Annotated in this window: 8 protein-coding genes; 7 read left to right on the plus strand and 1 reads right to left on the minus strand. The window is 61.5% G+C overall.

The annotated features are described in order from the left end of the window. The first annotated feature begins 37 nt into the window (after nucleotides 1-37). From AC30QB_RS22255 to AC30QB_RS22285, 7 genes are all read left to right on the plus strand, one after another. Complete coding sequence (locus AC30QB_RS22255; RefSeq protein ID WP_489548465.1) at nucleotides 38-478, plus strand: hypothetical protein; 441 nt, start codon at nucleotides 38-40, stop codon at nucleotides 476-478. A gap of 56 nt (nucleotides 479-534) precedes the next feature. After that, a complete protein-coding gene (locus AC30QB_RS22260) occupies nucleotides 535-1,149 on the plus strand; it encodes a shikimate kinase (RefSeq protein ID WP_489548502.1) in 615 nt (204 codons plus the stop codon). Beyond that, entirely contained in the window at nucleotides 1,128-2,219 is a 1,092-nt protein-coding gene (gene aroB / locus AC30QB_RS22265; protein WP_489548466.1) for a 3-dehydroquinate synthase, read from the plus strand. Before AC30QB_RS22260 ends, aroB begins: the two co-directional genes overlap by 22 nt. A 22-nt stretch (nucleotides 2,220-2,241) precedes the next feature. Then, complete coding sequence (locus AC30QB_RS22270) at nucleotides 2,242-3,375, plus strand: deoxyguanosinetriphosphate triphosphohydrolase (protein ID WP_489548467.1); 1,134 nt, start codon at nucleotides 2,242-2,244, stop codon at nucleotides 3,373-3,375. A gap of 7 nt (nucleotides 3,376-3,382) precedes the next feature. Further along, entirely contained in the window at nucleotides 3,383-4,078 is a 696-nt protein-coding gene (locus AC30QB_RS22275) for a transposase (RefSeq protein ID WP_489548468.1), read from the plus strand. Between the two features lie 132 nt (nucleotides 4,079-4,210). Next, a complete protein-coding gene (locus AC30QB_RS22280) occupies nucleotides 4,211-8,968 on the plus strand; it encodes a glutamate synthase-related protein (RefSeq protein ID WP_489548469.1) in 4,758 nt (1,585 codons plus the stop codon). A gap of 32 nt (nucleotides 8,969-9,000) precedes the next feature. Then, nucleotides 9,001-10,479, plus strand: coding sequence for a glutamate synthase subunit beta (locus AC30QB_RS22285; protein ID WP_489548470.1), 1,479 nt, complete (start codon nucleotides 9,001-9,003; stop codon nucleotides 10,477-10,479). A gap of 126 nt (nucleotides 10,480-10,605) precedes the next feature. Here AC30QB_RS22285 and AC30QB_RS22290 read toward each other — a convergent pair whose 3' ends face one another. Beyond that, on the minus strand, nucleotides 10,606-14,478 hold the full coding sequence (locus AC30QB_RS22290) for a pilus assembly protein (RefSeq protein WP_489548471.1): 3,873 nt from the start codon (nucleotides 14,476-14,478) through the stop codon (nucleotides 10,606-10,608). Nucleotides 14,479-14,494: the final 16 nt, after the last annotated feature.

Raw genomic sequence — 14,494 nt, forward strand, 5'->3', positions numbered from 1 at the left:
TGGGTAAACCGACCGAAATTAGAAACAGGTGAAATCGATGAAAGCTAATCTGCTGAAGAGTTCCTACGCAGCGATGATTGCTGTCGTGACAATGACAGCTTGCGGGGGGAGCAGTGACGACGGAGCAGGGCAAGCCTCAGACTTTCAGGTCTCCCCCGCGGAGGTGAAGTGGGAAACCGCGGCGGCCACGTGCGCGCTGATTAAAAGTGGCGAATACACCATCATCGGTGGAACGGCACCCTATACCCTTTACAGCCCATACGATCCGGATCCTGCCGATGCAGCCAGTCCAGGCATAACATTCGGCGCGCCGGGAGGTATTGCGCCTACCAATGCGGGGACTTACACCGTCTCCAATCGAAATCAGCGGGTAGCCATTTACATACAAGGCTGTTTCGACCCCGCGGTTGTGACCGTTCTTGATAATCTGAAGCGTGTGGCCACCATCAAGGTTTCTTACGCCGCTTCAGGGCCTTAAAAGGAGCAGAGAGCTTGGCTCCGCTGGCTGACAGCGTTCAGCCCTTGGTCTGCCCTGTGATTGCTCTTGTTGGGATGCCGGGGGGCGGGAAGTCCACCGTAGGCCGCCAGTTGGCCAAACGTCTCGCTTGGAAATTCGCAGACACGGACGCATTGATCGAGAAGCGCATCGGCTCCTCGATCCGATCTTTCTTTGAGTCTCACGGCGAAGCTCGTTTCCGAGACATCGAAGAGTCACTCGTCGAAGAAGTGACGGCCGGTGACCATCTGGTGCTCGCCACAGGCGGGGGCGCCGTGCTTCGAGAAAAGAATCGGCAGCGTCTGAAAGAGCGTTGTCACGTTGTGTACTTGCGCTCTTCGCCGGAAGAAATCTTCCGGCGACTGCGCAATGACACGGCGCGCCCATTGCTTCAGGTGCCAGATCCGCTTGGGAGGTTGCGAGATCTCTTTAAGCAGCGCGATGAGTTGTATTGTGATATTGCCCATTTCGTCGTCGAGACGGGGCGCCCGTCGGTCGGAACTTTGGTCAACGTGGTCTTGATGCAGCTCGAGCTGGCAGGTTTGATTGACCCGTCGGCAGTGCCTTCAAGCATCGGCGCTGCCGTGGGCGCATCCGAAGTCCCTAGGGGTCGCGCGGCTACACTGCCGGCATGCAAAGGCGAACCGAAGTAGTCGGTATTCAGTTGGAAGATCGCAGCTACGACATCTTGATTGGTGCTGCGTTGCTGCATCAAGTCGCGAGCTTCGAGGGGCTGCCCTCTGCCTCCGTTGCCGCGATCATCACCAACCCCACCGTTGCCAGCTTGTACGCTCAGGGCTTGCGTACTGCGCTCGAAAGAAACTATCCGAAGGTCTTGACCATAGAGATTCAGGACGGTGAGTCGTTCAAGGACTGGGCGTCACTCAATCACATTTTTGAAGAGCTGTTGAAAGCCGGCTGTGACCGCAAGACCGTGATCTACGCCCTGGGTGGCGGGGTGGTTGGTGATGTGGCCGGTTTTGCTGCGGCTTGCTACATGCGTGGCGTGCCTTTCGTGCAAGTGCCCACCACATTGCTGGCGCAAGTTGACTCGTCTGTGGGCGGCAAGACCGCTATCAACCACCCGCTGGGCAAGAACATGATCGGCGCGTTCTACCAGCCGCTGCGTGTCATCGCCGACCTGGACACGCTCGATACCCTGCCCGACCGCGAGTTGGCTGCCGGCCTGGCCGAAGTGATCAAGTACGGACCGATCGCGGACGACGCTTTTCTCACTTGGATCGAAGCCAACCTTGATGCCCTGTGGGCTCGTGACAAGACCGCGCTCGCCTATGCCATCAAGCGCTCTTGTGAAATCAAGGCCTGGGTTGTGGGACAAGATGAACGTGAGTTTGGCCTGAGGGCGATTCTCAATTTTGGCCATACTTTTGGCCACGCGATTGAGGCCGGAATGGGCTACGGCACTTGGCTGCACGGCGAGGCGGTGGGGTGCGGAATGGTGATGGCGGCCGATCTGTCGTGCCGGCTGGGGCTAGTTGACAAAACCTATGTTGAACGCCTGACAAGGTTGATCGAACGCGCCAGGCTGCCCATTCGGGGCCCGGTCTTGGGTGCCGATCGATACCTGGAATTAATGCGGGTCGACAAGAAGTCTGAAGGTGGCGAGATCCGCTTCGTGGTGATTGATGCCCCCGGTCGGGCTTCGGTGCGAGCAGCACCTGACGGCATGGTGCGCGACGTGATTGCCACCCACGCAAGCTGACAAGGCGCAAGAGACCGGATTCATGCTCAAGCCTTTCGCGTGCGACCCCTTGGCGTCACGGGGCCGGCGCCATGCAGAGCCGGCTGCGCCCACGCGCAGCGAGTATCAGCGCGACCGAGATCGAATCGTTCACAGCACCGCGTTTCGCCGCCTGGTCTACAAGACTCAGGTCTTTCTCAATCACGAAGGGGATCTCTTTCGCACGCGATTGACTCATTCACTTGAGGTTGCCCAACTCGGGCGCTCCATTGCGAGAACGTTGGGCTTGAACGAAGACCTTGTCGAGGCTATCGCTCTTGCGCATGACCTCGGTCACACACCATTCGGGCACGCGGGGCAAGACGCGCTGAACGATTGCCTGCTTGGGGTAGATGCCCAGAGTGGCGGCTTCGAGCACAACCTGCAAAGTCTGCGCGTCGTCGATGCACTCGAGGAACGCTACCCTGATTTCAACGGGCTCAATCTCACGTTTGAAACCCGTGAAGGTATTCTCAAGCACTGCTCTCGGCGTCACGCTGAGAGGTTGGTCGCAACAGAACCCGGGGGCGTGGGGCTCCGGTTCCTGAACCGTACTCAGCCCGGCCTGGAAGCTCAGTTGTGCAATCTGGCCGACGAGATTGCCTACAACGCGCACGACGTGGACGATGGCGTGCGTTCAGGCCTGCTCAGCATGGAGCAACTGGAAGAGGTGCCATTGTTCGATCAATTTCGGCGGCAGGCCTTGGCCCAGCACCCAACGCTCATCGGCCGTAAGCTCCTCTTCGAAAGCATTCGGCGAATGCTTTCCGCTCAGGTCTATGACGTGCTCGAGGCCACTGAAGCTGCTGTGCGGCAAGAGGCGCCGACGAGCGTGGATGGCGTGCGCGCATCGCCTCCATTGGTGAGCTTCAGCGCAGGCATGGCCGCCGAGAGCGCTGAATTGAAGCGATTCCTGCGCACCAATCTCTATCGGCACCCCCAAGTGGCTGCCACCACCGACCGCGCCAAGGAAGTCATCCGCGAGCTCTTCGCGGCCTATCGAGCCGACCCCGCGGAATGGGCAACTGCCGGTGCAACCGCGAGCTTGCGCGATACCGCCGACTACATCGCTGGCATGACCGATCGCTTCGCCTTGCGCGAGCATGAGCGCCTCACCGGGCGCCGCCTCTTCGATTGACGCGCCCATGGCTCGCCTGCCCCGCTTGTGCATCCCTGGTTGGCCTCATCTCCTGGTGCAGCTAGGGCACAACCACCAGCCGGTATTTCGCGATGACGTTGACCGGAAATTTTTCCTGGCGTTGCTGCATGCAGCAACAACCCAACATGGCGTGGCGCTCCATGCGTACGGGCTGCGGGACAACGAGGTAAGGCTTTTGGCCACGCCGACTGCGCAGGACAGCCTGAGCCTCGTGATGCAGGCGGTCGGGCGTCGCTATGGCAGCAATTTCAACCGCCGCCACGGCCACTCGGGAAGCGTCTGGGAAGGGCGTTTCAGGGCCACCGTTATCGAGCCGGAACGCCACTTGCTTAGGTGCATGCGTTACGCAGAACAACCAGCCACCGAAGGAGAGAGTGGAGCGGGGCCGTGGGAAAACATGTGGTCAAGCTCATCGCACCATTTGGGGGCTCGCACCGACGCTTTGATCAGCGACCCGCTTCAGTACTGGGCTCTCGGAAATACGCCATTCGAGCGTGAAGTCGCATATAGGGAAATCTGGCAGCAGGCGCTCACATCTCAAGAGATCTCTGCTTTTGCCGAGGCGGCCAAAGGAGGTTGGCCTCTCGGCTCTCCGGAATTTCTGGCGACACTGGCGAGTAATACTCAGCGGAGGATATCGCCGTTGGCCCGCGGCAGGCCGCGTAAGGTGGTGTTGGAGTAGATCTGCCCCCAATAAATTAACCTTGTGAAATATGCTTTCATAATCTGTTTCTGACCCTAATTAATTTCATTGAAGGCGCTGCTGCGCTGCAGTATTCTTCGCCTCATCCACAGCTTTGAGACGGAGTGCGCCATGAACCAGGCCGCCCAAGGGTTTGCTGCCCCTGAAGAAATGCACGACGCGGCCGAATTCGGCCTCTACAACCCGTCTAACGAGCACGACGCTTGCGGCGTCGGATTTGTCGCCCACATAAAGGGCCACAAGGCGCACAGCATCGTCGAGCAAGGTCTGAAGATCCTGGAAAACCTCGACCATCGTGGTGCAGTGGGGGCTGACAAGCTGATGGGCGACGGCGCCGGCATCCTGATCCAGATCCCGGACGAGTTCTATCGTGCCGAGATGGCGCTGCAAGGTGTCGAGCTGCCTCCGCCCGGTGAATACGGCGTGGGCATCATCTTCTTGCCCAAGGAGCACGCGTCGCGCCTGGCATGCGAACAGGCGCTCGAGCGCGCAGTCAAGACTGAAGGTCAGGTGCTGCTGGGCTGGCGCGATGTGCCGGTCGATGCCGAGATGCCTATGTCGCCCACGGTGCGCCAGAAGGAGCCGATCATTCGGCAGATCTTCATAGGCCGCGGCCCCGACGTGATCGTGCCCGATGCGCTGGAGCGCAAGCTCTACGTGATCCGCAAGACGGCTTCCAGCGCCGTCCAGCGCTTGAAGCTCACTCACAGCCACGAGTACTACGTGCCCAGCATGAGCTGCCGCACCATCATCTACAAGGGCCTTTTGCTCGCCAACCAGGTGGGCAAGTACTACAAAGACCTGCAAGACCCGCGCGTCACCTCGGCCATGGCCCTGGTGCACCAACGCTTCTCCACCAACACCTTCCCCGAATGGCCGCTGGCCCACCCATACCGCATGGTGGCGCACAACGGTGAGATCAACACCGTTAAGGGCAACTTCAACTGGATGCGTGCCCGCGAAGGCGTGATGAAGTCTCCGGTGCTGGGTGATGACTTGCAAAAGCTCTACCCCATCAGCTTCGAAGGTCAGTCCGACACCGCCACCTTCGACAATGCACTTGAGCTGCTCACCATGAGCGGCTACTCGCTCGCGCACGCCGCGATGATGATGATTCCCGAGGCCTGGGAGCAGCACACCACGATGGACGAGCGCCGCCGCGCCTTCTACGAGTACCACGCTGCGATGCTTGAGCCGTGGGACGGCCCTGCATCGATGGTGTTCACCGACGGCCGCCAGATCGGCGCCACGCTGGACCGCAATGGCCTGCGCCCCTCGCGCTACATCGTCACCGACGACGACCTGGTGGTGATGGCCTCTGAATCCGGCGTGCTGCCGATGATCCCCGAGAACAAGATCGTCAAGAAGTGGCGCCTGCAGCCGGGCAAGATGTTCCTGATTGACTTCGACCAGGGCCGCATCATTGACGACGAAGAACTGAAAAACCAGTTCGCGCTCGCCAAGCCTTACCGCCAGTGGATCGAAAACGTGCGGGTGCGTCTCGACTCGATCGAGGCCACCGGTAGCGCCAGTGAGTTCAGCGAGTCGCTGCTCGATCGCCAGCAGGCCTTCGGTTACACGCAAGAAGACATCAAGTTCCTGCTGAGCCCGATGGCGCAGGCCGGTGAAGAAGGTACAGGCTCCATGGGCAACGACTCGCCGCTCGCGGTGCTGTCGGACAAAAACAAGCCGCTCTACAACTACTTCAAGCAGCTCTTTGCGCAGGTCACCAACCCGCCGATCGACCCGATCCGCGAAGCGGTGGTGATGTCGCTCGTCTCCTTCATTGGCCCCAAGCCTAACCTGCTCGACATCAACGCAGTCAACCCACCGATGCGGCTCGAAGTCTCGCAGCCGGTGCTCGACTTCGCCGACATGGGTCGCCTGCGCGAGATCGAGAAGTACACCTACGGCAAGTTCCGCAGCCACGAGCTCAACGTTAGCTACCCGCTGGCCTGGGGCGATGAAGGCGTGGAGGCAAAGCTCGCGTCGCTGTGCGCCGAGAGCGTCGACGCGATCAAGAGCGGCCACAACATTCTCATCATCAGCGACCGCCACATGGACCGCGACCACATCGCCATCCCAGCGGTGCTGGCGTTGTCGGCCGTGCACCAGCACTTGGTGCGCGAGGGCCTGCGCACCACGGCGGGCCTGGTGGTCGAGACCGGCTCTGCGCGCGAGGTGCATCACTTCGCGGTGCTTGCGGGCTACGGTGCCGAAGCTGTGCACCCCTACCTGGCGATGGAAACGCTGGCCTCCATGCACAAGGAGTTGCCGGGGGATCTGTCGGCCGAGAAGGCCATTTACAACTACGTGAAGGCCATCGGCAAGGGCCTGTCGAAGATCATGTCCAAGATGGGCGTGTCGACATACATGTCGTACTGCGGCTCGCAGCTCTTCGAGGCCATCGGCCTGGAGAAGACACTCATAGAGAAGTACTTCCGCGGCACGGCCAGCCAGGTGGGCGGCATCGATGTGTTCGACGTGGCCGAAGAAGCCATTCGCATGCACAAGGCGGCCTTCAGCGACGACCCGGTACTCGCCAGCATGCTCGATGCAGGCGGCGAGTACGCCTGGCGTGTGCGCGGCGAAGAACACATGTGGACGCCTGACGTCATTGCCAAGCTGCAGCACAGCACGCGTGCAAACAAGTTCGACACCTACAAGGAATACGCACAGCTGGTGAACGACCAGTCGCGCCGCCACATGACCTTGCGTGGCCTGTTCGAGTTCAAGTTCGATCCCGCCAAGGCGATACCGGTCGACGAAGTCGAGTCAGCCAAAGAGATCGTCAAGCGCTTCGCCACCGGTGCGATGTCGCTGGGCTCGATTTCGACCGAAGCGCACGCCACGCTGGCGGTCGCCATGAACCGAATCGGCGGCAAGTCCAACACCGGTGAAGGCGGTGAAGACCCGGCGCGCTACCGCAACGAGTTGAAGGGCATCCAGATCGTTGACGGCACCAAGCTGTCCGACGTGGTCGGCAGCAAGGTCGTCGAAGCTGACTACGAGCTCAAGGCCGGTGACTCGCTGCGCTCGAAGATCAAGCAAGTGGCTTCGGGCCGCTTCGGTGTGACCACAGAGTACCTGGTGTCGGCCGATCAGATTCAGATCAAGATGGCGCAAGGTGCCAAGCCAGGCGAGGGCGGTCAGTTGCCCGGCGGCAAGGTCAGCGAGTACATCGGCATGCTGCGTTACTCGGTGCCTGGTGTGGGGCTGATCTCGCCGCCGCCGCACCATGACATCTATTCCATTGAAGACCTGGCGCAGCTCATACACGACCTGAAAAACGCCAACTCGCGCGCCGACATCAGCGTGAAGCTGGTGTCTGAAGTGGGTGTGGGCACGATCGCCACCGGCGTGACCAAGGCCAAGGCCGATCACCTGGTGATTGCAGGGCACGATGGCGGCACAGGTGCATCGCCGTGGAGCTCCATCAAGCACGCAGGCACGCCGTGGGAGCTGGGCCTGGCCGAGACCCAGCAAACGCTGGTGCTCAACCGCTTGCGCGGCCGCATTCGCGTGCAGGCCGACGGCCAGATGAAGACCGGGCGTGACGTGATCATTGGCGCCTTGCTCGGTGCCGACGAGTTCGGCTTCGCCACCGCGCCGCTGGTGGTCGAGGGCTGCATCATGATGCGCAAGTGCCACCTCAACACCTGCCCGGTGGGCGTGGCCACGCAAGACCCGGTGCTGCGCGCCAAGTTCCAAGGGCGCCCTGAGCACGTGGTGAACTTCTTCTTCTTCATCGCTGAAGAAGCTCGCCAGATCATGGCCCAGCTGGGTATTCGCAAGTTCGACGACCTCGTCGGTCGCTCTGACCTGCTCGACACCAAAAAGGGCATTGCGCACTGGAAGGCCAAAGGCCTCGACTTCAGCCGCATCTTCCATCAGCCGAGCGCGCCTGCCGACGTGGCACGCCGCCACGTTGAAACACAAGACCACGGACTCGCCCGTGCGCTCGACGTGAAGCTGATCGAAAAGTGTCGACCTGCTATCGAACGCGGCGAGAAGGTGCAAATCATCGAGCAGACGCGCAACGTCAACCGCACGGTGGGCGCCATGTTGTCGGGTGAGCTGGTGCGCCATCACCCTGAGGGTTTGCCCGACGAGACCATCTTCATGCAAATGGAAGGCACAGGCGGCCAGAGCTTCGGCGCTTTCCTCGCCAAGGGCATCACGCTTTACCTGATCGGCGATGCCAACGACTACACAGGCAAGGGCTTGTCGGGTGGCCGCGTGGTGGTGCGCCCGAGCATTGACTTCCGCGGCGACGCCACGCGCAACATCATCGTCGGCAACACCGTGCTCTATGGTGCGACCAGCGGTGAAGCATTCTTCCGCGGTGTGGGCGGCGAGCGCTTTGCGGTTCGCCTGTCGGGTGCCACGGCCGTGGTCGAAGGCACAGGCGACCACGGTTGCGAGTACATGACGGGCGGCACGGTGGCGGTGCTCGGCAAGACCGGCCGCAACTTCGCCGCCGGCATGAGCGGTGGCATTGCCTACATTTACGACGAAGACGGCCAGTTCGCCAAGCGCTGCAACACCGCGATGGTGTCGCTTGAGAAGGTGCTGAGCGCGGCCGAGCAAGAGGCGGGCTCCGACAAGGCGGTGTGGCACCGCGGCGAGACTGACGAAGCCACGCTCAAGCGGCTGCTCAACGACCACCACCGTTGGACGGGCAGCCTGCGGGCGCGCGAGATCCTCGATCACTGGACCGAGGCCCGCGGAAAATTCGTCAAGGTCTTCCCCAACGAATACAAGCGCGCACTCGGTGAGATGAATGCCGCCAAGCAAGCTGGCGACACCATCGCCAAAGCTCGTGCCGCAGACCAGCCCGCCGGCAAGAGCAGCCGCGCCAAGGCTTGAACGAATCACCTCCCAAGAAACGAGACAGCATCATGGGTAAAGTCACCGGCTTCATGGAGTACGAGCGAGTGGAAGAGGGCTACGAGCCCGTCCAGAAGCGCGTTAAGAACTACAACGAATTCGTCATCGGCCTGAAGGAAGACGACGCCAAGGTCCAGAGCGCGCGCTGCATGGACTGCGGCACGCCGTTCTGCAACAACGGCTGCCCGGTCAACAACATCATTCCCGACTTCAACGACCTGGTGTACCGCGGCGATTGGAAGAACGCGATCGAGGTGCTGCACTCGACCAACAACTTCCCCGAGTTCACCGGCCGCATCTGCCCCGCACCTTGCGAGGCCGCCTGCACATTGAATGTGAATGACGATGCGGTGGGCATCAAGAGCATCGAGCACGCCATCATCGACCGCGCCTGGGCTGAGGGCTGGGTGCAGCCGCGCCCGCCGAAGGTGAAGACGGGCAAGAAGGTGGCTGTGGTCGGTTCTGGGCCCGCCGGCATGGCCGCTGCGCAGCAGCTCGCGCGTGCAGGCCACGATGTGACGGTGTTCGAGAAGAACGACCGCGTGGGCGGGCTGCTGCGCTATGGCATTCCAGACTTCAAGATGGAGAAGGTCCACATCGACCGTCGCGTGGCGCAGATGCAAAAAGAAGGCGTCACCTTTCGCACCGGTGTGATGGTCGGCAAGCTGCCCGAGGGCAGCAAGGTCACCAATTGGGCCAAGGAAACCATTTCACCCGACGAGCTCCGGGCCGACTTCGACGCTGTGATGCTGGCTGGCGGCGCCGAGCAGTCACGCGACCTGCCCGTGCCAGGTCGCGATCTTGACGGTGTGCACTTCGCGATGGAATTTTTGCCGCAGCAGAACAAGGTCAACGCGGGCGACAAGCTCAAGGATCAAATGCGCGCCGACGGCAAGCACGTGATCGTGATCGGCGGTGGTGACACCGGCAGCGATTGCGTGGGCACCAGCAACCGCCACGGCGCCAAAAGCGTGACGCAATTCGAGCTGCTGCCCATGCCTCCTGAGCAAGAGAACAAGCCGCTGGTGTGGCCTTATTGGCCCACCAAGCTGCGCACCAGCTCCAGCCACGAAGAAGGCTGCGAGCGCGAGTTCGCCATCGCCACTAAGGAGTTCATTGGTGGTGAGGGCAAAGACAAGGGCAAGGTCAAGGCACTCAGATCAGTGCGGGTGGAGTGGCAGGGCGGCAAGATGGTCGAAGTGGCAGGCTCCGAGCAAGTGCTGCCGGCTGACTTGGTGTTGCTGGCGATGGGCTTTGTGAACCCTGTGGCGAGCGTGATCGATGCGTTTGGCGTCGACAAGGATGCGCGCGGCAACGCCAAAGCTGGCACTGACTTCACGGGCGGCTATGCCACCAATGTGGAGAAGGTGTTTGCAGCGGGCGACGTGCGCCGCGGGCAGTCGCTGGTGGTGTGGGCGATTCGCGAAGGGCGCCAGGCGGCGCGGGCGGTCGATGAGTTCTTGATGGGGGCGAGCGACCTGCCGCGCTGAGTCTGCAAAGGCGGTATTTGCATCGCAAACGAAAAACGGGCCCACGCGGGCCCGTTTTGTTTTGCTGCCAGTCCTGATGAGATTCAGCGAACAGCTCGCTGAATCTCGCCTCTAGCAGCGCTCGAATCAGTCAGCCACCGGGATCTCGCGCCAGTTCATGCGGCGCAGCCCTTGCCCGGCTCCCTTTTCGAACTCGAACCTACCTTTGGCCCCACCGCTTGTATCGTAGATACCCCCGGCTCCCTCGCGACTGGTTGCAGGATCATTTGCGCCGTGAGTTTGATTCACGATCTGGGTGCTCAGCACAATACCGTCGACGCCGATGAAGGACTGTCTAACGGCGGCGCTCGCATTCGTCCCGTTCGGGTCGATGTCAAACAGCATGCTCTGTCCAGTTGAAAACCTCAGCCCGTAGATCCGGCTCCGGCCATTGGGCTGGCACACGTCCGCGTTGGTCATCAGGATGGAGGTAAAGAGCACCAAGGGGGCGTATGAAGCATTCGGCCTGGAGATGGAGCGCCAGGCCAGGGCATCCACATAGTCCTGGTTCAGGTACCACCCGATGGCGGGAACGCCGGTCGCGCCAACCAGAGGATCGGTGACCTGCGAGAGCATCGCCGGGGTGATCGGCAAGGTCACACCGGGGTCGGTACTGCGATTGAAGCGAACGTTGTTTCCGTCGCGCAGGGCATAGAACGCCTGCTTACGGGTTGAGTTGATGTCGCTGGTGTCCAGCAAGCGACCCGTGCCGATGAAGACATATCGATAGCGGCTGCCGAGATCGGTTTCGATGACGGGGCGTGAGCTCACCGGTTGCCTGTTTCCGAGCGAGTCGCTCAGGCGGGCGAACAGCTCGGGGGCCGGATAGTTTCCGGTTGCCGCGGTTACATCCAGGCGCCAGACGTTGCCCAGCAGGTCGCCAGCGTAGACGGAGTCGATCATCTGTTCACCGTAGCGCGGGACATAGCCGTTGGCATAGGCCAGGCCGGCTTGGTCGATAGCTGTGCCGACGCCGGTTGTCACCTTCTCCAGCAAGGCGCCGGTACGGGGATTGACGAAGAACAGGTAGCCTCGGCCATCGGCGTTGTTGTATCCGGACGGGAACACGAACACCCAGCCGTACTTGCGCGTCTTGGCGATGACGGGGCCGTCGTAGGTGAAGCCGAGATCTGGGTCGGTGAACTCCCACAGAACTTTGCCGGCCACTGCCGCTTCCGAGGTCATGCTGGCCGGATCCGTGACGTCGATCGCGTAGTAGCTCTTGCCACCCTTGCCCAGACCGCCGACCAGCACGGAACGCCAGTTGGTGGGGGTGCCTGTAGCCACACCGACGGTGGCTGAAAGGTCGACGTCAAACACGGTGGGCGTCGAGTTGACGTAATAGTGGTGCACATAGCCCGGATTGCCCAACGCCGCCAAACCGTCTACCGCCGGCGTGTTGTAGGGGCCGTTGAACAGGGCACTTGGCACATAGGAAAACAGCTCAGTTCCGTCGACCGCATTAAGGGCATGCAGCATGCCATCGTTGGCTCCCACGTAGACCACGGTCGGGCGGTTTTGCCAGGCGGTCTTGAAGGTGGTGTAGCCCGGGTTGAATTCCTCTTTGTACGGGAACGAGGGCTTGCCAATCGGTACCAACTTGGAGTCCACGATGTCGCCAAGCAGGCTGGTGCGCGTACGGTAAGCCCGGCTGCTGCTGGGGGCCGTGGACGCTTGCTCGTGGAGGCGTTCGCCGCGCAGGTAGTTCAAGAAGTCGGCGCTGTCGTTACTGGCCCGGTAGGTGGTATCGAGCGCAGCGACCTGGCTCGCAGAGAGACTCGCAATTCGAAAGGGGACACCCGCGCCCGCTGGCCCTGAACTGGGGTTCCAGGTCACGACGCGTCGGCCGGTATTCCAACCGGAGTTGCCGAACTGGGTGGCGGCGCTGCTCGGGAACGACCACTGAATTACCGTTGTCGGGCTACCTGTGTCTGGGAGGGTCAGTGCGTCGCGACGGACCTCGCTGGTCCAGGTCGAGGCGTCGTAGAGCGAAGAGAAGCTCATGTTGTCCACCGCGGTGACCTGCGGCGAGGGTAGTGCGACTCCAGTAGAGGTTTGGGTCAGGCGGCTGGCGATGTCGCTGAACGCAGTGGTGAGTCCGGCCACCATTTTGTCTGGGGCCCCGGCCAGAAAGTAGTTGTCAGGGCGGGGCTGCGTCGCCGGTGTACCGCCATTTGTGGTGTTCAGCACGTCACCTGACGTTGACCACCATGCCTGGGGCAACGCGGTGGCTTGTGTGTAGGGGTTAAAACCAACCGGCACCGTGAACCCACCATATTTTGCTGCCAGCATGAACTGGTTGTTGGCTCGAAGTTCCTGGTATTCCTGGACATCGAGCCAGTAGGTATCGATGGTTTGCTTCCCAATGGTCTTCGGTTGCCCCGCCACATCCGGGCGGATGTCCATGGTGTGGGAGTCGTAGGCCAAGCCTGCCATCAGGGCAGTGTTGTTGTTGCTCCCGGCGCCCCAAGGCCGCGCTGTGCCCAGGTTGGCGATGCCCTGGATGATGCCAACGCGGTCGGTTGCGGTCACTGCATTCACCGAGGTGTCGCTGCTCACTGCGCTCGGCATGGGGGGCTCGCTGCCGCCTGCGGGGGTGTCCGTTCGCGGAACGTTGGCGTCCGCATGCGAGTGGGTGTCACCGATGCCCAGAATGAAGTTGCGTTGGCAGGAGTACAGGATGGGATCATCCCAAGTCCTGATCACCGGGAACCGGTCGGCCCAGGTTGCTTTTGTGGCCGCACTTGCCGCGCCGACTGCCGTCCACTCAGGCACGTTGCCCAAATTCTTGAAGTAGCGCACCGCCGCGTAGTAGAGCTCGCCGACCGGATCGTATGTCTTGTAGCTGCCCGACAGGCCAAACTTATTGAGGTAGTTCATCACGCCACTGTTCGGGATCGGGCCGAAGATGGTGGCCGTGTCGGCCGCATCGGCGGGATCGGGGTTCACGACGAAAACACCCGTGTTCGAGTCCCATTCGCTGCCGGCATTTGTCACGGCAGTCGAGCCCGGCACTGGCGAGGTCGGCCCGACGAACTTTTGGCGGGCGCGGAGCGCAGCGCCATCTCTGCTGAGACTTCCATCGTTCAGGTAGCCAAAAGCGCTGTAGCGGATCTTGTTGGCGTACTTCTGGATCAAGCCTTCTGGCTTGTAGTTCGAGCCGTAGCGGGTGCAATTGGTTTCGAGCCCACCGGCAGCGCCTGCAGGGTCGCAGACCTTGGCGCGTACGAACACTTCGTACACGGTGTTGTTATTGAGCGCTGCGGCTCCGTAGTGAGCGGGCGTGCCCGTCACGCCGCTGCGATAGAAGCGCAGCTTGTTGCCGCGCTGCCAGATCTCCATCGTCAGGTTGCTCCACCCCAGCGGGGTTGCACCAGTTAGCGTCGCTGAAGTGCTGATCGATCTGGTGGGAAAGTTGGAGTTGGCACCCTGTGCTGAGCCCCATGCTTTTTCAAGCACGGTCAGGCTGGCGGTGTCGATCACACGATAGCCACCCGTCAGTGCCCAGCGGAACGGGTCGATGGTTTGCATCGTGGCCCAGTTCAGGAAGTTGCCACTCCATTTTGAGGTGCAGGTGTGCGCGGCCGTGGCAGCACCATCGGGGTAGAAGTAGCTGTCCGGTGCGATAGTGTTGGGTGTCACCGTCGAATCGGACAAGCTGGAGCGGTAGGAATAGCACTTCGCCGGGTCGAAGTAGCCCAGGTAAGTATTCGCCGCTGTATACGTGCTGCTGATGTGGGCGACGCTGATGGCGGTCGGGAACTCGACTGACAACGCCAGCGCGAGGTTGCCGGGAATCTCATTGGCGGTGAGCAGCGGTTGGTTGGCCAGCGGTACCTGCGCCAGAGCAGCGCCAGCGGCCAAGCTGAGGCTCAGGATGGCAGCCACCCTGGACAGGGAACCGCAGCACCACGCTTGTGGCTTCACGCTGACATGGGAGGAGGCTTCGAAGGTTTTCATGATGACTTGCCCTGCT

Source organism: Rhizobacter sp. (assembly GCF_046595475.1).
Taxonomy (GTDB): Bacteria; Pseudomonadota; Gammaproteobacteria; order Burkholderiales; family Burkholderiaceae_C; genus Rhizobacter.

What these genes read in the sequence shown, in the direction of transcription:
- AC30QB_RS22255 (WP_489548465.1), top strand. Translation starts at nt 38, where the DNA reads ATGAAAGCTAATCTGCTGAAGAGTTCCTACGCAGCGATGATTGCTGTC.
- aroB (WP_489548466.1), top strand. Translation starts at nt 1,128, where the DNA reads ATGCAAAGGCGAACCGAAGTAGTCGGTATTCAGTTGGAAGATCGCAGC.
- AC30QB_RS22270 (WP_489548467.1), top strand. Translation starts at nt 2,242, where the DNA reads ATGCTCAAGCCTTTCGCGTGCGACCCCTTGGCGTCACGGGGCCGGCGC.
- AC30QB_RS22275 (WP_489548468.1), top strand. Translation starts at nt 3,383, where the DNA reads ATGGCTCGCCTGCCCCGCTTGTGCATCCCTGGTTGGCCTCATCTCCTG.
- AC30QB_RS22280 (WP_489548469.1), top strand. Translation starts at nt 4,211, where the DNA reads ATGAACCAGGCCGCCCAAGGGTTTGCTGCCCCTGAAGAAATGCACGAC.
- AC30QB_RS22285 (WP_489548470.1), top strand. Translation starts at nt 9,001, where the DNA reads ATGGGTAAAGTCACCGGCTTCATGGAGTACGAGCGAGTGGAAGAGGGC.
- AC30QB_RS22290 (WP_489548471.1), bottom strand. Translation starts at nt 14,478, where the DNA reads ATGAAAACCTTCGAAGCCTCCTCCCATGTCAGCGTGAAGCCACAAGCG.